The 26,648-nt window shown below is 63.3% G+C and carries 24 protein-coding genes; 20 read left to right on the forward strand and 4 right to left on the reverse strand.

Annotated elements, in window-relative coordinates; translation table 11 throughout:
- The first annotated feature begins 1 nt into the window (after nt 1).
- The 6 genes from nuoL to AAG813_RS16905 are packed head-to-tail and all read left to right on the forward strand — an operon-like array spanning nt 2 to nt 6,523.
- On the forward strand, nt 2-2,047 hold the full coding sequence (nuoL, locus tag AAG813_RS16880; RefSeq protein WP_341916899.1) for an NADH-quinone oxidoreductase subunit L: 2,046 nt from the start codon (nt 2-4) through the stop codon (nt 2,045-2,047).
- A gap of 21 nt (nt 2,048-2,068) precedes the next feature.
- Nucleotides 2,069-3,544, forward strand: coding sequence for an NADH-quinone oxidoreductase subunit M (locus tag AAG813_RS16885; protein WP_341916900.1), 1,476 nt, complete (start codon nt 2,069-2,071; stop codon nt 3,542-3,544).
- A 22-nt stretch (nt 3,545-3,566) separates the two neighbouring features.
- Nucleotides 3,567-5,069 carry an NADH-quinone oxidoreductase subunit NuoN gene (gene nuoN / locus AAG813_RS16890; protein WP_341916901.1) on the forward strand — a complete coding sequence of 501 codons (1,503 nt, stop codon included), beginning with the start codon at nt 3,567-3,569 and terminating at the stop codon, nt 5,067-5,069.
- Nucleotides 5,066-5,365, forward strand: coding sequence for a DUF2818 family protein (locus AAG813_RS16895; RefSeq protein ID WP_341916903.1), 300 nt, complete (start codon nt 5,066-5,068; stop codon nt 5,363-5,365). Before nuoN ends, AAG813_RS16895 begins: the two co-directional genes overlap by 4 nt.
- Before the next feature lie 26 nt (nt 5,366-5,391).
- A complete protein-coding gene (locus AAG813_RS16900) occupies nt 5,392-6,012 on the forward strand; it encodes an NUDIX hydrolase (protein ID WP_341916905.1) in 621 nt (206 codons plus the stop codon).
- Nucleotides 6,013-6,022: 10 nt separating this feature from the next.
- Nucleotides 6,023-6,523, forward strand: coding sequence for a DUF1178 family protein (locus AAG813_RS16905; protein ID WP_341916906.1), 501 nt, complete (start codon nt 6,023-6,025; stop codon nt 6,521-6,523).
- 154 nt (nt 6,524-6,677) lie between these two features.
- Here the strand turns inward: AAG813_RS16905 and AAG813_RS16910 are convergent, their stop codons facing one another.
- Together AAG813_RS16910 and AAG813_RS16915 are read right to left on the reverse strand one after the other, a co-directional pair.
- On the reverse strand, nt 6,678-7,988 hold the full coding sequence (locus tag AAG813_RS16910) for a Glu/Leu/Phe/Val dehydrogenase (protein WP_341916908.1): 1,311 nt from the start codon (nt 7,986-7,988) through the stop codon (nt 6,678-6,680).
- A 172-nt stretch (nt 7,989-8,160) separates the two neighbouring features.
- Nucleotides 8,161-9,945, reverse strand: a complete 1,785-nt coding sequence (locus tag AAG813_RS16915; RefSeq protein ID WP_341916910.1) for an ABC transporter transmembrane domain-containing protein — start codon at nt 9,943-9,945, stop codon at nt 8,161-8,163.
- A 195-nt stretch (nt 9,946-10,140) separates the two neighbouring features.
- Between AAG813_RS16915 and AAG813_RS16920 the strand changes: the two genes are divergently transcribed.
- Together AAG813_RS16920 and AAG813_RS16925 are read left to right on the forward strand one after the other, a co-directional pair.
- Nucleotides 10,141-10,890: an SDR family oxidoreductase gene (locus AAG813_RS16920; protein WP_341916912.1), complete on the forward strand. Its 750-nt coding sequence runs from the start codon at nt 10,141-10,143 to the stop codon at nt 10,888-10,890.
- A gap of 215 nt (nt 10,891-11,105) precedes the next feature.
- Complete coding sequence (locus tag AAG813_RS16925) at nt 11,106-12,038, forward strand: cation diffusion facilitator family transporter (protein WP_341916913.1); 933 nt, start codon at nt 11,106-11,108, stop codon at nt 12,036-12,038.
- 74 nt (nt 12,039-12,112) lie between these two features.
- Here the strand turns inward: AAG813_RS16925 and AAG813_RS16930 are convergent, their stop codons facing one another.
- On the reverse strand, nt 12,113-12,958 hold the full coding sequence (locus AAG813_RS16930) for a YhjD/YihY/BrkB family envelope integrity protein (RefSeq protein WP_341916914.1): 846 nt from the start codon (nt 12,956-12,958) through the stop codon (nt 12,113-12,115).
- A gap of 344 nt (nt 12,959-13,302) precedes the next feature.
- On the opposite strand from AAG813_RS16930, the gene AAG813_RS16935 reads away from it, so the two are divergent.
- From AAG813_RS16935 to AAG813_RS16985, 11 genes are all read left to right on the forward strand, one after another.
- On the forward strand, nt 13,303-13,482 hold the full coding sequence (locus AAG813_RS16935) for a hypothetical protein (protein WP_341916915.1): 180 nt from the start codon (nt 13,303-13,305) through the stop codon (nt 13,480-13,482).
- Nucleotides 13,483-13,495: 13 nt separating this feature from the next.
- Nucleotides 13,496-13,759: a hypothetical protein gene (locus tag AAG813_RS16940; RefSeq protein ID WP_341916917.1), complete on the forward strand. Its 264-nt coding sequence runs from the start codon at nt 13,496-13,498 to the stop codon at nt 13,757-13,759.
- A gap of 133 nt (nt 13,760-13,892) precedes the next feature.
- Nucleotides 13,893-15,392: a DUF4118 domain-containing protein gene (locus AAG813_RS16945; RefSeq protein WP_341916918.1), complete on the forward strand. Its 1,500-nt coding sequence runs from the start codon at nt 13,893-13,895 to the stop codon at nt 15,390-15,392.
- Nucleotides 15,389-16,075 (forward strand): response regulator, encoded by a 687-nt coding sequence (locus AAG813_RS16950; RefSeq protein ID WP_341916920.1) that lies wholly within the window; start codon nt 15,389-15,391, stop codon nt 16,073-16,075. The genes AAG813_RS16945 and AAG813_RS16950 overlap by 4 nt, the downstream gene beginning before the upstream one ends.
- 74 nt (nt 16,076-16,149) lie before the next feature.
- Nucleotides 16,150-18,027, forward strand: a complete 1,878-nt coding sequence (locus tag AAG813_RS16955; RefSeq protein ID WP_341916922.1) for a potassium transporter Kup — start codon at nt 16,150-16,152, stop codon at nt 18,025-18,027.
- A 250-nt stretch (nt 18,028-18,277) separates the two neighbouring features.
- Nucleotides 18,278-19,657 (forward strand): ethanolamine ammonia-lyase subunit EutB, encoded by a 1,380-nt coding sequence (locus AAG813_RS16960; RefSeq protein ID WP_341916924.1) that lies wholly within the window; start codon nt 18,278-18,280, stop codon nt 19,655-19,657.
- The gene (gene eutC / locus AAG813_RS16965; protein WP_341916925.1) at nt 19,654-20,451 is read left to right on the forward strand and encodes an ethanolamine ammonia-lyase subunit EutC; all 798 of its coding nucleotides are present in this window, start codon (nt 19,654-19,656) and stop codon (nt 20,449-20,451) included. Before AAG813_RS16960 ends, eutC begins: the two co-directional genes overlap by 4 nt.
- A gap of 67 nt (nt 20,452-20,518) precedes the next feature.
- On the forward strand, nt 20,519-21,061 hold the full coding sequence (locus AAG813_RS16970; RefSeq protein ID WP_341916927.1) for a flavin reductase family protein: 543 nt from the start codon (nt 20,519-20,521) through the stop codon (nt 21,059-21,061).
- A 520-nt stretch (nt 21,062-21,581) separates the two neighbouring features.
- Entirely contained in the window at nt 21,582-22,064 is a 483-nt protein-coding gene (locus tag AAG813_RS16975; RefSeq protein WP_341916929.1) for a GreA/GreB family elongation factor, read from the forward strand.
- Between the two features lie 166 nt (nt 22,065-22,230).
- Complete coding sequence (locus AAG813_RS16980) at nt 22,231-22,719, forward strand: GNAT family N-acetyltransferase (protein ID WP_341916931.1); 489 nt, start codon at nt 22,231-22,233, stop codon at nt 22,717-22,719.
- A gap of 131 nt (nt 22,720-22,850) precedes the next feature.
- Entirely contained in the window at nt 22,851-23,303 is a 453-nt protein-coding gene (locus tag AAG813_RS16985) for a GFA family protein (RefSeq protein WP_341916933.1), read from the forward strand.
- Between the two features lie 73 nt (nt 23,304-23,376).
- On the opposite strand, the gene AAG813_RS16990 is transcribed toward AAG813_RS16985, so the two are convergent.
- Nucleotides 23,377-24,390 (reverse strand): integron integrase, encoded by a 1,014-nt coding sequence (locus tag AAG813_RS16990; RefSeq protein ID WP_341916940.1) that lies wholly within the window; start codon nt 24,388-24,390, stop codon nt 23,377-23,379.
- A gap of 802 nt (nt 24,391-25,192) precedes the next feature.
- Here AAG813_RS16990 and AAG813_RS16995 point away from each other — a divergent pair.
- Nucleotides 25,193-25,495 (forward strand): hypothetical protein, encoded by a 303-nt coding sequence (locus tag AAG813_RS16995; RefSeq protein ID WP_341916936.1) that lies wholly within the window; start codon nt 25,193-25,195, stop codon nt 25,493-25,495.
- The last annotated feature ends 1,153 nt before the right edge of the window (nt 25,496-26,648 follow it).

Consider the following 26,648-nt stretch of genomic DNA (forward strand, 5'->3'; position numbering starts at 1 on the left):
CATGAGTCAGACCCTCTCCGCCGCCACCCTGCTGGCCGTTCCCCTGGCACCCCTGGCAGGCTCGCTGCTGGCCGGTATTTTCGGCACCACGTTCGGTGGCAACTGGATAGGCCGGCGCCTGTCGCACACGCTGACCATCGTCGGCGTGCTGGTGGCCTTCATCATCTCGGCCATGACACTCAAGAGTGTCGCGATGGACGGCGCGCGTTTCAATGAAACGCTTTACACCTGGATGGTCGTGGGTGGCCTGAAGATGGAAATCGGCTTCCTCGTGGATGGTCTGACCGCCATGATGATGTGTGTCGTGACCTTTGTCTCGCTGATGGTGCACATCTACACCATCGGCTACATGGAAGAAGACGAAGGCTACAACCGCTTTTTCGCCTACATCTCGCTGTTCACCTTCTCCATGCTGATGCTGGTGATGAGCAACAACCTGCTGCAGCTGTTCTTCGGCTGGGAGGCCGTGGGCCTGGTGTCCTACCTGCTGATCGGGTTCTGGTTCAACAAGCCGACGGCGATTTTCGCAAACATGAAGGCCTTCCTGGTCAACCGGGTCGGTGACTTCGGCTTCATTCTCGGGATTGGCCTGCTCGCGGCCTACGCCGGCTCGCTCAACTACACCGAGGTGTTCGCTAAATCGGGCGATATCGCCAAGCTCGGTTTCCCGGGCACCGACTGGATGCTGATCACTGTGATCTGCATCTGCCTGTTCATTGGCGCCATGGGCAAGTCGGCCCAGTTCCCGCTGCATGTCTGGCTGCCCGACTCCATGGAAGGCCCGACGCCCATTTCCGCGCTGATCCACGCCGCGACCATGGTCACGGCCGGCATCTTCATGGTGGCCCGCATGTCACCACTGTTTGAACTGAGCGATACCGCGCTGAGCTTCATCATGGTGATCGGCGCCATCACGGCACTGTTCATGGGTTTTCTGGGCATCATCCAGAACGACATCAAACGCGTCGTGGCCTATTCCACCTTGTCCCAGCTGGGCTACATGACGGTGGCGCTGGGCGCCTCAGCCTACTCGGTCGCGGTCTTCCACCTGATGACCCATGCCTTCTTCAAGGCGCTGCTGTTTCTGGCCGCGGGTTCCGTCATCATGGGTGTGCACCACAACCAGGACATTCGCTGGATGGGCGGCTTGCGCAAGTACATGCCCATCACTTGGATCACGGCGCTGCTCGGCTCCCTGGCCCTGATCGGTACGCCGCTGTTTGCCGGCTTCTATTCAAAAGACAGCATCATTGAAGCGGTGCATTTCAGCAACCTGCCGGGCGCCGGTTTTGCGCACTTTGCGGTGCTCGCCGGTGTGTTCGTGACGGCCTTTTATTCCTTCCGCATGTATTTCCTGGTGTTCCACGGCAAGGAGCGTTTTGACCAGAACCCCGATGCGCACCACGACGAGCACCACGGCCATGATGCACACCATGGCGCCCATGTGCCGCACGAGTCGCCCTGGGTGGTGACTGCGCCGCTGGTCCTGCTGGCCATTCCTTCGGTGGTGATCGGCTTCATGAGCATTGACGCCATGCTGTTCGGCGACTTCCTGAAAGACGCCATCATCGTCAACGCGGCCAAACACCCGGCCATGGCCGAACTGGCGAAAATGTTCCACGGCCCGGCGCAGATGGCCCTGCATGGCCTCACGACGGCTCCATTCTGGCTGGCACTGGCCGGCGTGGCTTCGGCTTATTACATGTACATGATCAACCCGGCCCTGCCGGCGGCCATCAAGCGTCGCGTCGAACCCCTCTATACGCTGCTCGAGAACAAGTACTACATGGACTGGTTCAATGAGAACGTTCTCGCACGCGGTGCACGCGGCCTGGGCATTGGCCTGTGGAAGGGCGGCGACGAGAAGCTGATCGACGGCGCGCTGGTCAATGGCTCCTGGAAGCTGGTCGGCTGGGTCTCGGGGGTGGTACGCAAGGTGCAGACCGGCTACATCTACCACTACGCGCTGGCCATGATCGTCGGTATTTTCATCCTGGTCAGCTATTTCTCGACCTGGCCGATGATCAAAGAACTGCTCAGCAAATAAGCGACAAGGAGAAGAATAAAAATGGGATTGTTGAGCCTTGCCATCTGGACGCCGATCTTTTTCGGCGTCATCCTGCTGGCCCTCGGACGTGACGACCAGGCGCGCAGCGTGCGCTGGATCGCGCTGATCGGTGCCATCGTCAGTTTCCTTGTGACCCTTCCTCTTTACGGCGGCTTTGAAATCGGCACGTCGGCCATGCAGTTTGTCGAGAAGGCCTCGTGGATAGAGCGTTTCAATGTCAACTACCACCTCGGTGTGGACGGCATCTCGCTGTGGTTCGTGCTGCTGACGGCCTTCATCAACGTGGTGGTCATCATCGCAAGCTGGGAGTCGATTACCAGCCGTGTCAACCAGTACATGGCCGCCTTCCTGATCCTCAGCGGCCTCATGATCGGTGTGTTCGCGGCACTCGATGGCATGCTGTTTTACGTGTTCTTCGAAGCCACGCTGATCCCGATGTACCTGATCATCGGCGTCTGGGGCGGGCCGCGGAAGATCTACGCGGCCTTCAAGTTCTTCCTGTACACGCTGCTCGGCTCGCTGCTGATGCTGATCGCGCTGATCTTCCTGTACGTCAAGTCGGGCGGCAGTTTTGACCTCGCCGTCTGGTACAAGCTGCCGCTGGGCGCGACCGCGCAGACGCTGCTGTTCTTCGCTTTCCTGGCGGCGTTTGCCGTGAAGGTGCCGATGTGGCCGGTCCACACCTGGCTGCCCGACGTGCACGTCGAGGCGCCCACCGGCGGCTCGGCGGTGCTGGCAGCCATCATGCTCAAGCTCGGTGCTTATGGTTTCCTGCGGTTCTCGCTGCCTATTGCGCCCGACGCCGCACGCGAATGGGCCGGGCTCATGATTGCCCTGTCGCTGATCGCCGTGATCTACGTCGGTCTGGTGGCCATGGTCCAGCGGGACATGAAGAAACTGGTGGCGTACTCGTCGGTGGCGCACATGGGTTTTGTCACCCTGGGCTTTTTCATCTTCAACGACATCGGTGTGTCCGGCGGCATTGTGCAGATGATTGCGCACGGCTTCGTCTCCGCCGCCATGTTCCTGTGTATCGGCGTGTTGTACGACCGTGTGCATTCGCGCGAGATCGCGAGTTACGGTGGCGTGGTCAGCACCATGCCCAAGTTCACGGCGTTTGCGCTGCTGTTTGCGATGGCCAACTGCGGCCTGCCGGCCACCGCCGGATTTGTCGGCGAATGGATGGTCATTCTGGGTGCGGTCAAGTTCAACTTCTGGATTGGCGCGGCCGCCGCGTCGGCGCTGATTTTCGGCGCGGCCTACACCCTGTGGATGTTCAAGCGCGTCTACCTCGGTCCGGTCGCCAACGATGATGTCAAGGGCCTGACCGACATCAACAGCCGTGAGTTCCTGATGCTGGCCCTGCTGGCCATTGCCGTGTTGTTCATGGGTATCTATCCCAAGCCCTTCACCGATGTGATGGACAGCTCGGTCATCGACCTGCTCAAACACGTCGCGGCCTCCAAACTGCAATAAGCAACCATTTCAAAGAATCCAGATGATTGACAAACTCAGTTGGCTATCGGTCTACCCGGAAATCATGCTCCTGGTCATGGCCTGCGTGATCGCTCTGGTCGACCTCGGCGTGAAAAGCCCGCAGCGCACCCTGACCTATGTGCTGACCCTGCTGACGCTGGCGGCCGTGGCGGCACTGGAGGCCGTGTACGCCGTCAAGGGCAACACGTTCTACGGCTTCGGCAACATGGTCGTGAGCGATCCCATGGGCAACTGGCTCAAGTGTTTCGCCTCGATCGCGATGATGGTCACGCTGGTGTATGGCCGGGGTTATGCGGCAGACCGTGACATGCTGCGCGGCGGTGAGCTGTTCACGCTGGGCATGTTTGCGCTGCTCGGCATCTTCGTGATGATCTCCGGCAACAACTTCCTGGTGCTCTACATGGGCCTGGAACTGATGACGCTGTCCAGCTACGCCTTGGTGGCGCTGCGCCGTGACAACGTGACGGCCACCGAAGCCGCGATGAAATACTTTGTGCTCAGCGCCATGGCCTCGGGCTTCCTGCTTTATGGCCTGTCCATGATGTACGGCGCCACCGGCTCGCTGGACGTCAACGAGGTGTATCGGGCCATTGCCAGCCGCCAGGTGAACCACCAGGTGCTGGTGTTCGGCCTGGTCTTCATCGTGGCCGGCCTGGCCTTCAAGCTGGGCGCCGTGCCGTTTCACATGTGGCTGCCCGACGTTTACCAGGGCGCGCCCACGGCCATCACGCTGCTGATCGGTGCGGCGCCACAGTTTGCCGCCTTTGCCATCTGCATCCGCCTGCTGGTGCAGGGCCTGTTGCCGCTGGCCATCGACTGGCAGCAGATGCTGGCGCTGATGGCCATCGGTTCGCTGCTGGTGGGCAATCTGGCGGCGGTGGCGCAGACCAACCTGAAGCGCATGCTGGCGTTTTCCACCATCTCGCAAATGGGTTTCCTGCTGCTGGCGCTGCTGGCCGCCGTGGTTCCCGGCAGGCCGCTCAACGCCGAGTACGCCTACGGCGCGGCCATGTTCTACGCCATCACCTATGTGCTGACGACGCTCGCGGTGTTCGGCATCATCCTGCTGCTGGCACGTACCGGCCACGAGTCCGAGGAAATCACCGACCTGGCCGGCCTGAACCAGCGCAGCCCGCTGTTTGCCGGCGTCATGGCCATCAGCATGTTCTCGCTGGCCGGCGTGCCACCTGTGGTTGGTTTTTATGCGAAGCTCGGCGTGTTGCAGGCCCTGATGGCCTCGCAGCAGACCAGCTACATCGTGCTGGCGGTTTTTGCGGTGTTGATGTCGCTGGTCGGCGCCTTCTATTACCTGCGTGTCGTCAAGGTGATGTATTTTGATGCCCCCAACGTCGGCATGCCCGCGGCCATCGTGGCCCCGGCCGATGCCCGCGTGGTGCTGTCCATCAACGGCGCGCTGGTGTTGTTGCTGGGTGTCATGCCGGGCGGCCTGATGACGCTGTGCCAGCAGGCGATTGCCGGCGTCGTGAAGTCCCTCGGGACATGAACCAGACTGTCTCGGTCTGGCTGGTGGTGGCGCTGGCCCTGCTGGCGGCCAACCTGCCTTTCATCAGCAACCGCCTGTTGCTGGTGTACCGGCTGAAGAACCCGAAGAACCTGGCCATACGCCTTGCGGAAATGGTGTTCTGGTACTTCGTGGTGGGCGGTATCGCCTTGCTGCTGGAGCAGCGCGCCGGCCAGATTGCGCCGCAGGGCTGGGAGTTCTACGCGATCACGGCCACGCTGTTCATCACCTTCGCCTTTCCGGGCTTCGTGTTTCGCTACCTGTTCAAACACCGTTGAGCGCGGCGCCTGCCCGGTCCTCCGCCATGCCTGAGCATCCCGCAGTGCCCCCTGGTCCGGCCGACAGCCATCTGATCGAGCACAAGGTCGGCAGCCAGGAGCTGTTGCACGGCCATTTCCTCCACGCTTTTCGCGACACGGTCCGCCTGCCGGACGGAAGTGAAGCCTCGCGCGAATATGTGCGCCATCCGGGCGCGGTCATGGTCATTGCCCAGCTCGGCGACGGCCGCCTGGTGCTGGAACGTCAATACCGCTACCCGGTGCAGGCCGTGATGCTGGAGTTTCCAGCCGGCAAGCTCGATGCCGGCGAGGAACCGCTGGCCTGTGCGCAGCGCGAGTTGCTGGAGGAGACCGGTTACAGCGCGACGTCCTGGGCCCACGCCGGCGTCATGCACCCGGTGATTTCCTACTCGACCGAGTTCATCGACATCTGGTTCGCCAGGGACCTGACCTTGGGCGCGCGCAAGCTCGACGCAGGCGAGTTTCTCGACGTGTTCACCGCCACACCGGCCGAACTGCTGCAGTGGTGCCGCGACGGTCGTGTCACCGACGGCAAGACCCTGGCGGGCGCGCTGTGGCTGCAAAACGTCCTGTCGGGCGCATGGTCGCTGGACTGGCAGACCGGTGCTTCCCGCGCTGGAGCCTGATAATCAGCCCATGAAAGTCCTCAACCTCCAGTGTTCGCATCAGCACGCCTTTGAAGGCTGGTTTGCGTCGGAAGATGACTTTCAGGGTCAGCTGGCACGTGGCCTGGTGAGCTGCCCGCTGTGTGCCGACCCGTCGGTGCGGAAAATGCCCAGCGCGCCCCGGCTTAATCTGGGCGCCACCGGCCCCGAGCCGGCAGCAGCTTCACCTTCGCGTGAACTGTCGGTGCCCGCGGCCGCACCGGCCGGCAACCCGGTGCATGAGGTGATGGCTGGCGCCGGCAGCCCGGCCGTGCAGGCCGAATTCCTGAAGGCCTTGCGCCACGTGATGGCCAACACCGAGGACGTCGGTGAGCGGTTCGCCGACGAGGCGCGCGCCATGCATTACGGCGACACGGAGCAGCGTAGCATCCGCGGCCAGGCCAGCCGTGCCGAAGCGGTCGAGCTGCTGGAAGAGGGTATCGAGGTGATGCCGCTGCCTCTACCGGCCTTGGCCAAGGAAACGCTTCAGTGAAGTTGTTGGCCCCCACGGTCGCTCGCTGCGCGTAGCTCCCTGCCCCCCGAGGGGGCCGCTGCGCCTGCGGCCCGGCAAAGCCGGTTCCGCGGCCCCGACTTGCATTTCGAACGCGGCAGCATGGCCGTTCGTGGTGGCGTCCGGCCCGCGGGCTTCAGGGGTACAAACCGCGCAGCTCGCGCGTGTGCAGAATGCGTTTGCAGGCGACGATGAAGGTTGCCGTGCGGAGGCTGACCTTGTGGTCCTGCGCTACCTGCCAGACACCGGCAAAGGCTTCCTTCATGATGCGCACCAGGCGGGCATTGATTTCGGCCTCGTCCCAGAAGAAACTGGAGAAATCCTGCACCCATTCGAAGTAACTGACGGTCACGCCGCCGGCGTTGGCAATCACGTCGGGCAGCACCAGCACATTGCGTTCCTGCAGGATGTCGTCGGCTTCCGGGGTGGTCGGCCCGTTCGCGCCTTCGATGATCATGCGCGCCTTGATGCGCCCGGCGTTGTCCTTGGTGATCTGCTGCTCCAGCGCGGCCGGGATCAGAATCTCGCAGTCGACTTCCCAGAAGGTGTCGTCGGCAATTTTCTCGGCCTGCGCAAAGCCGGCCACACTGCCGGTTTCCGCCACGTGTTTGAGCAGCGAAGGCACATCGAGCCCGGCTTCACGGTAAATCGTGCCGCCGTGGTCCTGCACCGCGACGATGCGCGCGCCGGCTTCGGCGAACAGCTTGCCGGCCACGCCGCCCACATTGCCAAAACCCTGCACCGCCACGCGGGCAGTCGCGATGTCCAGGCCGATGTGTTTGGCCGCTTCGGCTCCCACCGTGAACACACCGCGGCCGGTGGCTTCGCGCCGGCCCAGCGAGCCACCCAGGTCCACCGGCTTGCCGGTGACCACCCCGGTGGAGGTCGAACCGGTGTTCATCGAGTAGGTGTCCATCATCCACGCCATGATCTGCTCATTGGTGTTGACGTCGGGCGCGGGGATGTCCTTGTTCGGGCCGATGATGATGCCGATTTCGCTGGTGTAGCGGCGCGTCATGCGCTCGAGTTCGCCGCGCGACAGCTTCTTCGGGTCCACGCGGATGCCGCCCTTGGCGCCGCCGTAAGGCACGTTGACCGCGGCGTTCTTGATCGACATCCAGGCCGACAGCGCCATCACTTCCGACAGCGTCACGTCCTGGTGAAAACGCACGCCGCCCTTGCCCGGACCGCGCGAGACGTTGTGCTGCACGCGGTAACCTTCAAAGTGCGCCACCGTGCCGTCGTCCATGTGGATGGGCACGTCGACAATCAGGATGCGTTTGGGCCGCTTGAGTGTCTCCGCCCAGCGCGCCAGGCTGCCCAGGTGTGGAATCACGCGGTCCACCTGTTGCAGGTAATTGCCCCAGGGGCCGAGTTTGTCGGCCTGCAGGTAGGAGGGCAGGGGGTGTGACAGTACGGGGGTGACGGCGGGGGAAGCTTGCGACATCAAAAACTCCTGGTGGACGATGAATGCGCAGAGCTTAGGCTTGCCGTGACCAACTGTCCAAGGCCGGGTTTATGAATTGTTATGCATGAAACGCATAACTATGGTTTGGGGCTGAAAAGCCATGCTCCCGCAGCATGGTGCGCCGGCGCCGTGCCCGCGGAAACGCCTGGGCTCAGGCGTTGAACTGCAGCGCGGCCAGCCGCGCATAGATGCCGCCGCGGCTCACCAATTCGGCGTGGGTGCCTTGCTCCACCAGGCGGCCGTGGTCCAGCACCAGGATGCGGTCGGCCTTCTGCACGGTGGCCAGGCGGTGCGCCACCACCAGCGTGGTACGGCCCTGCATGGCCGACTCCAGCGCCGCCTGCACCATGCGTTCGCTTTCGGCGTCGAGGGCACTGGTGGCTTCGTCCAGCAGCAGCAGCGGCGGGTTCTTGAGCATGGCGCGTGCAATCGCAATCCGCTGGCGCTGCCCGCCCGACAGGCGCACGCCGCGTTCGCCCAGAAAGGTGTCATAGGCTTGCGGCAGCGCCATGATGAACTCATGCGCAAAGGCCGCCTGCGCCGCCGCACGGACGTCGTCGTCACTCGCGCCGGGCTTGCCGTAGCGGATGTTTTCCAGTGCGCTGGTCGAGAAAATCACCGCGTCCTGCGGCACGATGCCGATGCGCTGGCGCAGGTCGTGCAGCGACAGGTCGGCGGTACGCACGCCATCAAGTTCGATGCGGCCTGAGGCCGGGTCGTAAAAACGCAGCAGCAGCTGGAACACCGTGCTTTTGCCGGCGCCGCTGGGACCCACGATGGCCACGGTTTCGCCGGGCGCCACGCTCAGGGAGAAGTCGCTCAGCGCCGCCTGTGTCGGACGCGACGGGTAGTGAAAGGTCACCGCTTCGAATTTGATAGCGCTTCCCGCGCGTACCACGGGGGCTGGAACCGGATTGGATGGTGATGTCACGGGGGAGCGGGTTTCCAGCAGCTCCATCAGCCGTTCGGTGGCGCCAGCGGCGCGCAACAGGTCGCCATAGACCTCGCCCAGCACGGCTACAGCGCCGGCCAGGATAATCACGTACACCACGGTCTGGCCGAGGTGCCCGGCGCTGATCTTCCCGGCCAGGACGGCCTGCGTACCCTGGTACAGACCCCACAGGAGCAGCGCTGCATTGCCAATGATGATGAAGGCAATGAGCAGGGCGCGAGCCCGGCTGCGCCGCACAGCGGTGTGGAAGGCTTGTTGGGTCGACGCGTCGAAGCGGCGTGCCTCGCGCTCTTCAGCGGTGTAGCTTTGAACCACGGGAATCGCATTGAGCACCTCCGCGGCGATGGCGCTGGAGTCGGCCACCCGGTCCTGGCTGGCGCGCGAGAGCTTGCGCACGCGCCGGCCGAACCACATCGCAGGCAGCACGACCAGCACGATGATCAATGCCACTTGAATCATGATACGCGGGTTGGTCCAGACCAGCATGCCCAGCGCGCCTATGCCCATCACGGCATTGCGCAGGCCCATGCTCAGGGACGAGCCAACCACCGTCTGTACCAGCGTCGTGTCGCCGGTCAGGCGCGAGAGCACCTCGCCGGTCTGCGTGGTTTCAAAAAACTCGGGGCTTTGCCGCACCACGTGCGAATACACCGCGTTGCGCAGGTCGGCCGTCACACGCTCGCCGAGCCAGCTCACCATGTAAAAGCGCCCGGCTGAAAACAGGCCCAGCGCCGCCGCCACCGCAAACAGCTCGAAAAAATGGGTGCGCAGCGCCATCAGCTGCGCCCCCTTGTCGCCCGCCCCGAGGCCGCCGTCGATCAGGCCGCGCAGCGCCAGCGGAAACACCAGCGTGGCCACCGCCGCCATCACCAGAAAGAAGATCGCCACGCCGATGCGGCCGCGGTAAGGGCGCAGAAAGGGCACCAGGCCGGAGAGGGAGCGCGGCGAGCCCTTGGGCGCGTCGGAGGGAGAGGAAGTAGCCATGAGGGGAGTTTAGTCGGCACGGCCGCGCGGGCTCGGGCGAGAAAGCCGGAGGGCCTTTGCGCGGCTTGTCATAGATCAAGCGTGTTGCCGGGGGGCCGCCCACAATGGATACTGCAGCTTCACCGGGCGCAGCGTCCGGGTTGTCAGGCTGCAGGGTGGCGGCACGGGGCCGCGCAACACATAAAGGATCAACTCATGCTGAAAAACAAGGTAGCCCTGGTCACCGGCGCGTCGTCAGGCATTGGCCGCGCCATTGCGCTGGTCTGGGCGCGCGAGGGCGCCCGGGTGGTGGTGTCGGACGTCAACGAACAGGCCGGCGAGGAAACCGCATCGCTGGTGCGGGCGCTGGGCGGCGACGCGATGTTCGTGGCAGCCGACGTCGGCAAGCCGCAGGACGGCGAGGCGCTGGTGGCGCGCACCATGGCGCTGCACGGCCGGCTCGACATTGCCTGCAACAACGCCGGCATAGGCGGCCCGCAGGCTCCCACCGCCGACTACCCGCTGGACGGCTGGGCCCAGGTCATCAACATCAACCTGTCGGGCGTGTTTTACGGCATGAAGTACCAGATCGCCGCCATGCTCAAGGGCGGCGGTGGCTCCATCATCAACGTCGCCTCGATCCTCGGCAACGTCGGTTTTGCCGGCGCTCCGGCCTATACAGCCGCCAAGCATGGCGTGGTAGGTCTGACAAAAGCGGCCGCGCTGGAATACAGCGCCCACGGCGTGCGGGTCAACGCCGTCGGACCGGGTTTCATCCACACCCCCATGATCAGCGGGCTGGAAGAAGACCCCGCCATCAACGCCATGCTGGTCGGCGCCCATCCGATCGGCCGCCTGGGCCGCGCGGAAGAAGTGGCCGAACTGGTCGCCTGGCTGTCCTCGGACAAGGCGTCGTTTGTGACCGGGTCCTATTACCCGGTCGATGGCGGCTACCTGGCGCGCTGAAGCCGCCTCCTTGTTGCTATTTATTCGATAGCTGCTGGTGCTTGTGGATAAAGGGCTGCAGGCCAGAAATGCTTGACATCACGGAGCGACGCCGGGTGCAAGCCCCCCTTTTGCGCGACCTGCGAACGCCGCCCTCACTGGGCAGCCATCTTGTTATCCCCGGAGGTCGCTGCCGGGGGCCAGGCCCCACTGCGCAGATTCACAGGAAAGTTTCCATGTCCAAAAACGCCGGGTCCCTCAAGGCCGTTCTCTACGCGCTGGGCGCCAACGGCGGCATCGCGCTGGCCAAGGCGGTGGCCGCATTTTTCACCGGCAGCGGCGCTATGCTGGCCGAGGCCCTGCACAGCTTTGCGGATTGCGCCAACCAGGTGCTGTTGCTCGTCGGCATGCGCCAGGCGAAGCAGGCACCGACGCTGGACCACCCCATGGGTTACGGCCGCGTCGTCTACTTCTGGTCCATGATGGTTGGTGTGCTGCTCTTCAGCATCGGTGGGCTGTTTTCGGTCTGGCACGGGAGCCAATCGCTGCTGCACCCGGAGCCTGTGAAGTACCTGCTGCCTTCCCTGGGCGTGCTGCTGGTGGCCATGGTCCTCGAAGCCGTGAGTCTGCGCGGCGCCTTGCAGGCCCTGGCGGAAGAGCGGGGAAAAAAGACGCTGTGGCGCTGGTTCCGCGAAACGCGGCAATCGGAACTGCTGGTGATTGCCGGCGAGGACATCGCGGCCCTGGCCGGCCTGAGCCTGGCCTTTGTCGCGCTGTTGCTGACCGCGCTCACCGGCAACCCGATTTTTGATGCCCTGGGCTCGATTGCGGTGGGCCTGCTGCTGATCGGCGTCTCGTTCGCCGTCACCATCGAGGTCAAAAGCCTCATCACCGGCGAGTCCGCGTCACCGGAGATGCGCACCGCCATCGCCGAGTTTGTGGCCAGCCAGCCCGAAGTGGAGCGCATCGTGAACCTGATCACCTTTCAGCTCGGGAACGAGATCGCCGTCGCGGTCAAGGCGAAAATGACCGCCGTCCCCAGTGCCGATGCGCTGGTGGCCGCCATCGACGATGTGGAAGAGCGGATGCAGGCCCGCTTTCCGGATCTGCGCTGGTCTTTCTTCGAGCCCGATGCCGGCTTGCCCAAAGCGGCGCAGACCGAGCGGTAAAGCTGCCGGCCTTCAGGCCGTCATCGCGCAGCGCTGGCCAGCGCAGGGCAGGGCCCCGTGTGGCACCCGTCCTGCTACGCGCGTGCCAGCCGCCGTGCCGGTGGAGCGCCGGCACCCGGCAGGTTGGCGCTGACCAGCGCTGCGGCCAGCGTGACGAGCCACGAGTAATACACCCACACCAGAAAAGCCAGCAAGGGCGCGAAGGCGCCGTAGATCGTGCGGTAGGTGGGCACGTTGGCGAGATAAATCGCGAAGCCGTGTTTGCCCACTTCAAATGCGATGCCGGCGAGCAGGCCGCCCGCGACCGCATCGCGCCACCGCACCACGGTGTGCGGCACGAAGCGGAACAGGCAGGCGAAGCCGGCCACGCTCAACACGACGGGCCCCAGGTTCAGGGCATGCGGCACCCAGGCGGGTCGCGGGCCCACCAGTCCGCTGGAGGCCGCCAGAAGATAGGACGCGGCCCACAAGCTCGCGCCGATGATCACCGGACCGGTGAGCAACATGCCCGCGTACAGGGCCAGCCGGCGCAGCACCGTGCGCGGCTTCTTCACCCGCCAGATCCTGTTCAGCGTGTTTTCCACGCTCAGCAGCAGGCTCAAGGCCGACACCAGCAGGACCGCAAAGCCCACCTGCGTGAGCCCGCTGGCGTTGCCCGCGAACTGCGCCAGGTGCTTGAGCACCGTCCTGGCGATGTCGGCCGGCAGCAGGCCGCGCAGCAGGTGCTCGCGAATCGCTTCCCCGGCCGCGCGCAGGAACGGGGTCCGCGCGAACACGGCAAAACTCACCGCCAGCAGCGGCACCATGGACACCACCATCGTGAAGGTGAGGCCGCCCGCCGCTTGTGCGAGGCGTTCTTCCCGGCCGCGCCGGAAGATGCGGCTGATGAGGTTGCCCTGGTGTCGGCTTGCAGTGGTCATGGCAGCAATATAGCCACGTCCTTCCCGTTTGGACCCGGCGTGTGGGGAAATGTGGAAGCTGGCAGGCTGAAACGCGGCATCCGCACGACAAAGTCCGGCGTTCGGCCCCGTTGTCCGGCGGCCGGACAGGCGGAGTCCACCAGGACCGGATCTGGGCTGAATCCATTCCCGGCCTGGGGCGACGTTCTTGTGGGGACCCAGAAAGCCTGTAGCTTGTCTTCCGCCGCCCCTGGAGCCCGTCATGTCGGGGGGACAGGCGGACGAAACGGCACAATTCCTTACACTGGTTGGGCCCAACGGCCCTGGTCTGCAGCGCGTCGACTGACCACAATGAAATCGACCCCTTGAAAGGGCTCTTCATGACCCATCCATCTTCTACCGCTGCCACCACCATCGACCGCATTTGCCGGGTTGAGCCACCCATTGTGCTTGCCCGGCGCTACGAACTGAAATGCACCGAGCGTGAGTTGCGACGCCTCGAACCGAGCCTCGAACCGAAGGCGCACCTGTCAGTGTCTGCTTGATACGGCCGGAAAAATGACACCCCTGGATCCTGAAGATTTCCGCAAAAAACTCCCGGGCATGAACCGGGTCGACGCGGTGCTGGCGATCGTCGAGATGGCCCGCATGGGTGGGGCAGCCTCGCCGCAAGATGCGGTTTCCCATATTGCGACCATGATCGACCGCCTGGACAAGGCGAGCCTGTCCTACGAAGACGATGTCAGGTTGTTGCTCTGTATCGGCGCGACGATCTGGACGTTGGAGCACAGCTGCTGTGCTTCTTCCGGCCAGACGCGGTAGTCGCGTAGCTTCACGCCGACCCTACACAGGGCCCGGTTTTGCAGAAAATCCAGTTACCTCAAACCTGCACGGCACAGCGCGCAGCGCGTTCCTGATGCAATCCTGATGCGGCAGGTGGTACGCTGGCTGCAGCATGAATACCTCGGGGACATCGCAAAACGGCAGCCCTACGGGCCGCAGCTGGCTGGTCGTGGTCCTGCTTCTGGCGGCGGCCACCGCGGTCGGGCTGGTGCTGGACCGCTACGTGACGCTGACCAGCCTGGCCATGGTGTATGTGCTGGCGGTGGTGATTGCGTCCTACCGGCTGGGCTGGATCGAATCAGCGGTCTGCGCGGTGGGCGCGGTCACGGCGCTGAATTTCTTTTTTGTGCCGCCGCGCTGGACGTTTGTGGTCGACAACCGGGAGAACCTGATTGCGCTGGCCACCATGCTGGTGCTCGCCCTGGTCATCAGCCGGCTGGCCACCGGGCTGCGCCGCGAGACGCAGATCGCCCGCCTGAACGAAAGCCGCGCACGCCAGTTGCAGGCACTGGCCACGGCGCTTGCCAGTGTCCACTCCGAGGAAGAAGTGCTGGCGGTGGGTCGGGCGACCCTGGACAACGCCTTTGCCGGACCCTGTTTTCTGGTACTCGCAACTGCCGGCAACGAGCTGGAACACGCCGACGGACTGAGTGCTTCCGTGCGCGATGGCATGCGGCAATGCATGGCCGACGCGGCGGTGCTGGGGCCGGGCACCGGGCGCTGGCCGGGTCTGAATGCCTGGTACCTGCCGCTGGGCGAAAAAGGCCGCGTCATTGGTGCCGCCTGCGTGCAGCCGGCCCTGGCCAGGGACGAAGACGGCCGCCAGCATGCGCAGGCGCTGTGTTCGCTGCTGGCGCAGGCGGTGTGGCGCCTGCGCCTGACCGCGTCCATGCTGGCTGCGCAAGGCGAGGCGCAGCAGCAGCAACTGCAGAGCACCTTTCTGGCGGCGATCTCGCATGACTTGCGCACGCCGCTGGCCGCGATTGTGGGTGCCGCCTCGTCATTGCAGACGCAACGCGACAAGCTCAGCCCGGCCGAGCAGGACCGCCTGCTGGCCAGCATTGCCGGCGAGGCGTCCTACCTGTCCGCGGTGACCGAGAACACCCTGCAGCTCGTGCGCCTGAGCAGTTCGGCGCAGGAACTCCGGCGCGACTGGGAGTCCATGGAAGAAATTGTCGGCGCGGTGCTGGCGCGGGTGCGCCAGCGCGACCCGGGTCGCCGCATCCGGTCCCGGGTGCCCGAAGGGTTGCCGCTGGTCAAGGCCGATCCGGTGCTGCTTGCGCAACTGCTTGGCAACCTGCTCGACAACGCGCTCAAGTACAGCGAGGGTGCGATTGACCTGACCGTGAGTGTCGAGGGGGGAGAGCTCGTGGTCTCGGTCAAGGACCGCGGTGCAGGTATCCCCGATGCCGCGCAGGCCAGTATTTTTGAACCCTATGCCCGTGGCGACCAGGCGGGCCCGCGTGGCGCCGGGCTCGGCCTGGCAGTGTGCCGCGCGATTGCCCAGGCGCATGGCGGGCGCCTGACGCTCAGGCGCCGCCAGGGGGGCGGCAGCTGTTTCTCGCTGGCTCTGCCGATCGAGGCGCAGCCGCCGCAGGGAGGGCAGCCATGAGCCTGCGTGTGCTGGTGGTCGAGGACGACCGTGAAATACGCGCGCTGATGCAATCGTCGCTGTCGGTGGAGGGCTTCGAGGTGCAGACCGCCGTGTCACTGAGCGAGGCAGGGGCCATGCTGCGCCACCATCCGCCCGATGTGATCGTGCTGGATCTGGGTCTGCCCGACGGCGACGGGGTCGAGTTGGTGCGTGAGGTGCGCAGGCACAAGGCCATCCCCATCATCGTGGTGTCGGCGCGCCACCAGGAGGCACAGAAGATCCAGCTGCTCGATGCCGGCGCCGACGACTACCTGACCAAACCCTTCAGCGTCGGCGAACTGCTGGCGCGCATCCGGGTGGCACTGCGGCATCGCGGCACAGCCCTGGCCGCCGCGGTGACCGAGCATGTGCTGGACGACCTGCACATCGACCTGCAGTCGCATGTGGCGTTGCGCGACGGCCAGCCCGTGCACCTGACGCCGACCGAATACAAGTTGCTGGCGCGGCTGGTGCGCAGCGCCGGCCGGGTGGTCACGCACCGGCAGTTGCTGGCCGATGTCTGGGGGCCCGAGTTCACCGAGCACACGCACTATCTGCGGCTCTACATGGGCCAGCTTCGGGCCAAGATAGAGCGCGACTCGGCCGAGCCACGCCATCTGCTGACCGAAACCGGCGTGGGTTACCGCCTGGCGACTGCTTGACCCGCTGCGCACTTATGCGTTCCTGATGCCAAGGCGGTGACAGTGAAGCCTTGTTCACTGTTGATGGATGGTTTATGACCAAGACTTCCGGTCGCGAAAGCATGGCGGCACTCACCCTGGGTGCCATGGGTGTGGTGTACGGCGACATCGGCACCAGCCCGCTGTATACCATGAAGGAAATTTTCAGCCCCGCCACCGGCATAACGCTGGACGCGGCGCATCTCATCGGCGCCACGTCGGTGATCTTCTGGGGCCTGATGCTGGTTGTCACGCTCAAATACGTGCTGCTGATCCTGCGCGCCGACAACCGCGGCGAGGGCGGCATCATGGCGTTGACGGCACTGGCGGCCAAGGCGGCCGGCAAAACCCCGCGGCGGCGCGTGATCCTGCTGCTGGCCGGTGTGTTGGGGGCGGCCCTGTTTTACGGCGACAGCGTGATCACGCCGGCCATTTCGGTGCTCAGCGCAGTCGAAGGGCTGGAGGTGGTGACGCCGGTGCTCAAGCCCTATGTGCTGCCCGTTTCCATCGCAGTGCTGATCAGCCTGTTTGCCATGCAGCGTTACGGCACGGGCACGGTGGGCAAGCTGTTCGGGCCCATCATCGTCCTGTGGTTTGGTGTGCTGGCTTTCACCGGCCTGTTGCAGATCATCCAGCAACCCGCCATTCTGGCCGCGCTCAACCCCCTGCAGGCGTTCGCTTTCCTGCGTGCTCAGGGCTGGCACATGTTTGTGGCGTTTGGCGCCATCGTGCTGGCCTTCACCGGCGCCGAGGCGCTGTACGCCGACATGGGGCACTTCGGCAAGCGGCCCATCCAGTTCGCATGGATGGGCCTGGTGTTGCCGGCCCTGACCATCAACTACATGGGGCAGGGCGCGCTGCTGATGCGCGACCCATCCGCGCTGGAGAACCCGTTTTATCACCTGTTCCCGCAAAGCTGGCTGATCCCGGCCGTGGTGCTGGCCACCCTCGCCACGGTGATCGCCTCCCAGGCGGTGATCTCGGGCGCCTATTCCATGACCAAACAGGCCATGCAGCTGGGGCTGTTGCCGCGCATGCAGGTGCAGCACACCTCGGTCAAAGAGGCGGGCCAGATCTACATGCCCGAGGTCAACTGGCTGCTGCTGGTGGCGGTGCTGCTGGCCGTCGTGGGCTTTGGCAGTTCGTCGGCGCTGGCCTCGGCCTATGGCATCGCGGTGACGGTGACCATGCTGGTCACCACCGTGCTGACCTTTTTTGTGGTGCGCCATGCCTGGGGCTACCCGCTGCCCGTGGCGCTTGCGGCCACCGGCGTGTTTCTGGCGCTCGACCTGCTGCTGGTCATTTCCTGCTCGCTCAAGTTCTGGCAGGGCGGCTGGTTCCCGCTGGTGCTGGGCGCGGCCATCTTTGTTGTCATGGCGACCTGGCGACGTGGCCGGGAGTTGCTGCTGGAAAGCATGCGCCGCGACGACCCCGAACTGCTGCCCTTCATCACGGCCCTGGCCGCTGACAAGGGGCGCCGCATCCCGCGCACGGCGGTGTATGCCGTGGCCAACCCGGACACCGTGCCGCAGGCCCTGATGCACAACCTCAAGCACAACCAGGTGCTGCACGAGCGCAACCTGATCCTGACCGTGGTGTTCCACGATGTACCGTGGATTCCTTTCGAGGAGCGGGTCCAGGTCACGCCGCTGGTGCCGGGCTTCTGGCGGGTGCAGGTGAACTACGGTTTCATCAACACACCCGATATCCCCAAGGCGCTGGAACTCTGCCAGGCCCAGGGGCTGCCCATCAACCTGTTCGAAACGTCCTACTTCCTGAGCCGGGAAATTGTGGTGCCGACCCGGGGCGCCGGCATGGCGCACTGGCGCGAAGCCCTGTTTGCCATCATGTCGCGCAACGCAGGCAGCGTGGCCACCTTCTTCCGCCTGCCCAACAACTGCGTGATCGAGCTGGGGACGCGGGTGCAGATTTGAGGGTTCGCACCCGACAGGGTGCATTGAATAGCTATGTATTTGATAGCTACTGGCGCAGGTACAACAAGGGCTACAAGCATAAAACATGCATGAACTTCGCGCCGCCGTAGTTGGGGCGGTGAGGCGGGCCTGCAAAGCCGCGCGTTCTGCCGCACGGCACGGCCCGCTTCCCCTACGATAGAGGTTGGCGACAAGCGCACCGGCCGCACCGGTGCGAGCGCCGCAACCTGGGCCCACAGCGATGTACCGTATGCCGGTTGGTCAAGAAACCCATGTCTTCAGCGACCTCGCCACGCTGCTGGCGTGTGCCTCGCCGCTGCGCAGCGGCGACGTGCTGGCCGGGCTGGCGGCCACCTCGGCCGAGCAGCGGGTGGCGGCGCAGTTTGCGCTGGCCGATGTACCGCTGAAAGACTTTCTCAGCCACGCCCTCGTGCCCTATGAAACCGACGAGGTCACCCGCCTCATCATCGACACGCATGATGCGGCAGCCTTTGCGCCGGTCGCGCACCTCACCGTGGGTGGCCTGCGCGACTGGCTGCTGGCCGACAGCACCGATACCGCCGTCTTGAGCGCCCTGGCGCCCGGCCTGACGCCCGAGATGGTGGCCGCCGTCAGCAAACTCATGCGCCTGCAGGACTTGATGATCGTCGCCGCCAAATGCAGCGTGGTCACGCGTTTTCGCAACACCGTTGGTCTGCCCGGGCGCTTTTCGGTGCGGCTGCAGCCGAACCACCCGACCGACGACGTGCGCGGCATCGCGGCCAGCATCCTCGACGGCCTGCTGCTGGGTGCCGGCGACGCGATGATCGGCATCAACCCCGCCACCGACAGCCCCGACAGCGCCCACGCGCTGCTGTGCCTGCTTGACGACGTGCGCAGCAAGCTCGCCATTCCCACGCAAAGCTGCGTGCTCGCGCATGTCACCACCACGCTGGACCTGATCGCCCGCGGCACGCCGGTGGACCTGGTGTTCCAGTCCATCGCCGGGAGCGAGGGCGCCAACCGCAGCTTCGGCATCAACCTGGCCCTGCTGCAGGAGGCGCACGACGCCGCGCAGTCGCTGGCGCGCGGCACGGTCGGCAGCAACCTCATGTATTTCGAAACCGGGCAGGGCAGCGCGCTGTCGGCCGGGCAGCACCACGGCGCGGACCAGCAGACCATGGAGGCGCGCGCCTACGCCGTGGCGCGCCACTTCAAGCCCTTCCTTGTGAACACCGTGGTCGGCTTCATCGGCCCCGAATACCTGTACGACGGCAAACAGATCACCCGCGCCGCGCTGGAAGACCAGTTCTGCGGCAAGCTGCTGGGCCTGCCCATGGGCTGCGACGTTTGCTACACCAACCACGCGGAGGCCGACCAGGACGACATGGACGCGCTGCTGGCGCTGCTGGTGGCCTCAGGCGTCAACTTTGTCATGGGGGTGCCCGGCGCCGACGACATCATGCTGGGCTACCAGAGCACCTCTTTCCATGACGCGCTGGCCATGCGCGATTTGCTGGGCAAGCGGCCCGCACCCGAGTTCGAGCAGTGGCTGGCCGCGCAGGGCCTGGTGGACGGCCAGGGCCGCGTGCGGCCGGGCGGCGTGCCGCTGCCTTTCCGGCAACTGCTGGGCAACAGCACCAAGCCATGAACGACAAGCCCCAGCTTCCGGCCGAACTTGATGCGCCTGCCGGCGTGGCCGAGCTGTGGGCGGCGCTGCGCCCGCTGACGGCCGCGCGCATCGGCCTGCCGCGCACTGGCGCCTCGCTGGCCACCCCGGCACTGCTGGACTTTCGCCTGGCCCACGCCCGGGCGCGCGATGCGGTGGGCGCCGCGCTGGATGCCGGTGCCTTGCAGGCCGGCCTGTCGCTGCTGCTGGCCCAGCCCGCGCTGGTCTGCCGCAGTGCCGCACCTGACCGGCGCACCTACCTGATGCGGCCCGACCTTGGGCGCCAGCTCGATGCCGGCTCGCTGGCGCTGCTGCAAGCCAGCCCGTCACGCGGCGGCCTGGCCGTGGTGTTCGCCGACGGCCTGTCCGCGCAGGCCACGCAGCGCCATGCCCTGCCGGTGCTCGAGGCGTTACTGCCGCTGCTGCAGGCGCAGGGCTGGGCGCTGGCGCCGGTGGTGGTGCTGCACCACGGCCGCGTCGCCGCCGGCGACGGGGTGGCGCGCGCCCTGCAGGCCGAGGCGGTGCTGGTGCTGATCGGCGAGCGGCCAGGCCTGTCGTCACCCGACAGCCTGGGCGCCTACATCACCTGGGCGCCCGGCGCGGCCACCAGCGACGCCGACCGCAACTGCGTCTCCAACATCCGGCCCCAGGGCCTGGCCCCACAGGCCGCAGCGGCCAAGATCGCCTGGCTGCTGAACCAGATGCGTGTTCAACAGCGCTCGGGCGTGGCGCTGAAAGACCAGATGAACCAGCCGGTGCAGGTGCCGGCGGAGTAGGGCGCGTCTTCAATGACGACAAGCGCGCTACCCAACCGCCGGTCAAACGAATATCAGGAGGTGCCTCATGCATGAACTGGAACTGGGCAAGACCTTCACCCTGATCGAACCAGGGCCTGTGGTGCTGGTGACGACCCATGATGGGCAGAAGGACAACATCATGACCATCTCATGGACCATGGTGATGGACTTCACGCCGGTATTCGCCATCACCACGGGGGAGTGGAATCACTCTTACGCAGCGTTGCGAAAAAACCGGGAGTGCGTTATTGCCATTCCCACGGTGGACATGCTGGACAAGGTGGTTGGCATCGGGACCTGCTCCGGGAAAGACACCGACAAGTTTGGCAAATTCAAGCTCACCGCTGTGCCGGGCAAGGTCGTCAAGGCGCCCCTGATCAAGGAGTGCCTCGCCAACATCGAGTGCAAGGTCATCGACATCGTCAAAAAGCACAACATTGTTGTCCTGGAGGCAGTCGCCGCCTGGATCGATACCACGCGCAAGGAGAAGCGCACGGTTCATGCTGTGGGCGACGGAACCTTCATTGTTGACGGGCGCAAGCTGGACCGCAGGAAGATGATGGCCTCCAAGCTCCCCTACGGCATTTAGCGTTTATTGGCCAGGGGCGAGGACACCCTGGGAGCCAAAATGAAACGGGCTGGGCAGGGTTGGCTGGCTTTTGGTTCGCGGTGTGTGGGGTGTCGCTATTTATTTGATAGCTGCTTGCGCTCACCAATGATGGGCTGGAGGCCTAAAACGTTCAATGCCTTTGGTGGTTGTTCTCATGACCGCTCCGGACGTTGGACTATGGGGGCAGCGTGCGGCCAAGGCCGGACGGTCGCCGATGCCGCTCAGTTCGGGCGAAAGCAGACATCCGCGGCACGCGCATAACGGATTCAGTGTGAGTCAAGAGCGCATCGCAAGAAGCAGGTACGCACAAATCGATGAACGATAAGCTATCGAACAATGAGCGTTTCGGCCAACCCTAAACCAATTTGCAACCATGAGCGCTACATGATTCAACGCGTAGCTGAAGTTAACCTGCAGCCAACAGAAGCGTCTAAGGCTGCTGGAGCCCTTCATAATCAAGACCTGCCCCCCCGCTTTTTCGAGATACCTACCTTTCATCATGGATAAATTCTTGCTGCAGCAGCAGGTGCTGGAACGGCTCGCCGAAGACCTGCTGCAGGCAGAACAGGCAATGCGGGCGGCCCATGAAATGGCGACTCACGAAGAAAACATCGCCGAAAACAAATACGACACATTGGGACTCGAAGCCGCATACCTGGCCACCGGCCAAGCGCGGCGCGCCGAAAGCATCCGCCAGGCGATGGCCAATTGGCGCCAATTCCGCCCGCGCCCCTACGACTCCAGCAAAGGCATACAGCTCGGCGCGCTGGTCTGCCTAGTCGATTCCGACGACAAGCAGCAACAGCTCTTTCTCGGGCCGGATGGGGGCAGCATGAAGTTGGTCAGCGGCGCTCAGCTCGTTCAGGTCATCAGCAGCGACGCCCCTTTGGGCAGGGCCATGCTGGGTAAATGCGAGGGTGATGAGGTGTGGATACAGGTCGCTCCGAGCCGACAGCAGTTTGAGGTGCTGCGGGTTCATTAAGCCGCAAGCAAGCCCACGCCGAATTGGCCGAGGTCAGCTCACGTGCCCGGAGGCTAGACTTCTGCTGTCGGCCATTTACGGACGTTCGTCAATGAGGCAAAATCCGGCCAACATCGGACCTCCAGTTCGGTCGCTCAACCGTTGACATATACCTCTCTTTGCCAAGATGAACATCCAGGAAGCGCGCCCCTCAGATGCTCCCATGATTGCTTCCGTCCTGCAGGACGCGGCCCGGTGGCTCGCCGACGGTGGGAGAGCGCTTTGGTCCGGAGCCGAAATTGGCCAGGGACGTGTCTTACAGGACACTACCGCAGGACTCTTCCACGTCGCTCATGACGGCGAGCAGATGGTTGGCGTCATGAAGTTGGAGTTGGAGGACGCCTATTTCTGGCCTGAGGTCCTGCCAGGCACCTCGGCGTTCATTCACAAGCTCGCCATTCGTCGAGCGTGGGTAAAGAAAGGGGTATCGACTGAGCTCCTGACTTATGCCGGAGTTCGTGCCCAACAGCTCGAACGAGCCTACCTTCGGCTGGACTGCGTCGCGGACCGACAAGGGCTGCGGAACCTCTATGAGGACTTCGGCTTCGCTCTGCACAGCGTCGTTCAGAAAGGGGCCACCTCATTTGCGCGGTACGAGCTTCCGACGGCTAAATAGCAACAACAATCGGCCAGAACCGGACATTCAGAGCTCTACGAAATCCGGTGGAAGCCGATCGATTGGCGCCACAACACCATGCAGAGTTGCGAAGGATATGGGCTGGAACCCCCTTTAGAAGGAGTAAAGTTTTGACCCCCTCTGACTTTGACGAACGCCGCGAACTAGAAGCGGCTTGCCACTGTGGTGCCATACGCTTTCGTCTGGTTCTGACCGATGGACTGCGTAGCGTGCGCCGATGCAACTGCTCGTACTGCAGCATGCGTGGCGCCGTGGCGGTCTCAGCCAACCTGGACGATATACATATCGTGCAGGGCGCGGACAAGCTGACGCTCTACCAGTTCAATACCGGACAGGCGAAGCATTACTTTTGCTCGGTGTGCGGCATCTATACCTTTCACTCCCGGCGCTCCGTCCCGAGCCAATACGGTGTGAACGTGGCGTGCATTGCTGGTCTGAGTCCATTTGATTTTGATGAAGTGCCTGTGTCGGAGGGCCGAAGCCATCCCAAGGACCGGAGCGACGGCCGGCCAATGACGGCTGGCTGGCTCAGTTACCGCGCCAACACTAGCCATGAGCGTTGATGCGAGTTCTCATGACCGCTCCGGACGTTGGACTATGGGGCAGCGTGCGGCCAAAAGCAGACCAACGTCTACCTCACCGCAAAGCAGACATTCCTTGCTCACCAGTGATCGAATCCAGCGGACTCATTGTCTGCCCGGCCTCAATCTTCAGCACGTGGGTGTAAATCATGGTGGTGCTCACATCAGAGTGACCCAGCAGCTCCTGCACCGTGCGGATGTCGGTGCCCGACTGCAGGAGATGGGTGGCGAAGCTGTGGCGAAGCGTGTGCACCGATACCGGCCTGACGATGCCGGCAAGCTTGACCGCCTGCTTCAGGCTGTGCTGCAATCGCTCTTCATACAGATGATGGCGGCGCTCAATCCCGCTGCGCGGGTCGGTGGACAGCGTGGATGAAGGAAACATCCAGAACCAACCCCAGCTCTGGCCAAGTCTGGGGTATTTCACGCTCAATGCGTCAGGCACTTGCACGCCCGCACCTTGGGCCTGCCGGTCGGCCTCCCAGGTGGCGCGTGCGGCAAGCATTTGTAGCCGCAGCGCAGGGGCCAGTGAGCGCGGAAGCATCACCACGCGGTCCTTGTTGCCCTTGGCTTCACGCACGATGATCACATGACGCTCAAAGTCAACATCCTTGACGCGCAAACGTATACTCTCCATCAGCCGCATGCCCGTGCCGTAGAGCAAGCGCGCCAGCAGGGCGCACTCTCCATCCATCGCTGCCAGCAAACCGGCAACTTCGTCCTTGGTCAGCACTGAAGGAATCCGCCGCGCGCGGGTCGGTCGATTGATGTTGTCGAGCCAGGGCAGATCGACGCCAAGCACCTCCCGATATAAAAACAGCAACGCGCTCAAGGCCTGGTTGTGTGTGGATGCTGAAACCTTGCGTTCCGTGGCCAACATAGTCAGAAAGTCCTCAACCTCCTTCGCCCCCATGTCGCGCGGATGCTTCAAACCATGCCAGCGGATGAAAAAACGCACCCAGTACACATAGAGCTTCTCGGTGCTGAAGCTATAGTGAAGATAGCGAATTCGCTCCCTGACCTGGTCGAGCAAGCGGGTCGATTGCAGCGGTGGGTTGCCGGGTTTTATGGAAGCATTTATACCTGTATGAAAATACAGTATATTTACCGTTAGCCCAATAAACAAGAGGGTTTCGGGAGATTTATATGGCCAAGTTAAACCTCAGACGCCAAGTTAAACCGCAGGTTTTGCGGTCTAAATTACGTTCCGATCGACGGCTGGAATAGTGGCGCTAGCAGATGAGATGGGAATGTATAAAACGGCGATTTTCTGGTAGCTTGCATAGCTGCAACACAGCGCATGGACAAAAGCGAGCTTTTGGTCCGGACGCAGTGTCACAGCTATGTGGGCTGATGGCCAAAAAGAGGCGTAGTGGTATGCAACAGTTCAAGCGCCAAGAGGTGTTGCGAGCCGCGCCAGAACGAATCAATCGTACGGACACTCGCTACGCGAGCGCCGCACATTTTCAACGTTAGCTCTCATGGTTCGGCCTTCGCACCTATTGGCGGGCTTTCTCACTCTGACACTGGTACTAATCGTTGTCGTCGGCGAGTATCGCTATAGCGAACGTGTTGCGCGCTCGAAAGTCATATTCGCTGAGGCATCGGGTTATGAAGTTGTCGGCAATCTCACGGCGGCGTATCTCAGCTATTCTTCTTTGTGCGAGGGCGAATTGGAGATTAAGCGTGAGGATGTTCCGAAGGGTGCTTGTGAGGGAGTCGAACGGCTTTGGGCGAGGCGCGTGGAGTGGGAGCGATGAGAGCTAACGTGTCGCTCGATCCGACCCGCAACGGCTGGCCGCTGCAGTCGGCTCAGCTCCGGCGTTAAGGCTCAAATGTCGTATTGTCCAAGTTGCGGAGGGGAATGTGATGTGCTGGCGCTAGATTGCCCGAAATGCAATGCAAGCTTTGAGGGCAGTGGGAGTTGGAAGCCGCTGGATGCACCGCCGCCGACAAAACCGGAAAATGGCTTACTTCGAGCAGGCTTGGCGCTCATCAGCCTTCCCGCCCTAGCATTTCTTTTGCTGGGCCTCGCCGAACTGATCACGGGCAAGGGCAGCGGATTGACCTCTATTTTCTTTGTTGTTCCGCTTGCGTTTCCCGCTGCGGCAGTGGGCGTTGGCTTCTTGCTGGTCTATGCGCTTAAGCGAACTGGCCGTAGGAGCAAGGCGTGAGCCTTAACAGGTCGGCCAACACGGACCCACAACTGCAGGCTGCGGCTTCGCCGCAATGGTTGTGGCCCGGTTGCCTCCAACGTTAGAACGCAATCGATGGCTGGTCTCCTTGCCCTCCTAGCGATCGTGTTATGGGTCGCTGCGTCAGCGAAGCTGGCGAAGGCTCTTTCGCCGAAATCAATTCCAGTGGCACTGACGGCTGCAGCAATCTTCTTTCTGCCCTTTTTGGATGAGGCGTTCGGCCTAGGGCAGTACTCGTATCTCTGCCAGAGGAGTGCTGTCAAACTTCACGGGACACTTCCCGTAGGAAACGAACTTTATTCCGAAGACGGAGCGTGGCGACTGGGAATGAACTACCCAGGTGAGCGTTGGAGAGAGCACCTTGCACTGGTACGCTTGGCTGACTCTCTGGTCCGATGGGACCACCATGGTGTATACGAGCCGATCCATCCGCTTAGCCCAGTAGACTTCATGCATAGTCAATTTGTTGCTCCAAAGACTGAACGAATTCTTGCGGAATGGACGTCTTATTCCTTTAAAGGTGGCATCGTCCGACGGACCCTTCTTGGGGGTTCGACACAATGCCGTCCTGAGCCGTTTAACCAAAATGGCTACGTCATGTACAAGCAAATAATGACCTACTCAAAACCATGATGAAGCGGGATTGGCGGAAATCGCCTTCTAACTGGTCGGCCAACACGGACCCACAATCGCACAGGGCGGCGGTGCCGCAATTGTTGTGGTCCGGTTGCCTTCAACGTTAACCAGCATGTTTCGGGCGCTCTTGTTCCTCTTGGCTGGCTTCGCGGTTGCAGGAGCGGGCTTGGCGCTACTCAATGAGTATCGGAAGGCCTTCTATCGGAGTCCCCGGGCAATCATGAGCCTGGAGGTTTTCTTCCAGCTTCTGCGTCAGCCCGGTCCGGGTTGGCTGGCTGCCTTTTGCTTGCTGGCAGGCACATGGATGGCGGGAATCGGTGCGTATTTAGCAGTAGGAGAAGTCATTGACTGTTGATTTTCGAGTAATTTTGACCCCTTTGATCTGAGTTTTTTCATCGAATTTTGACCCCTTGAATACAGTTCCCTGCTTAACTTTTAGGCAGGGGGATCAAGGAGTGATCAAAGTGGGAACATTGGCAAAAATCCGGCGGCTACA

The sequence above is a fragment of the Polaromonas sp. YR568 genome (genome assembly GCF_943371715.1).
Lineage (GTDB): Bacteria > Pseudomonadota > Gammaproteobacteria > Burkholderiales > Burkholderiaceae_C > Polaromonas.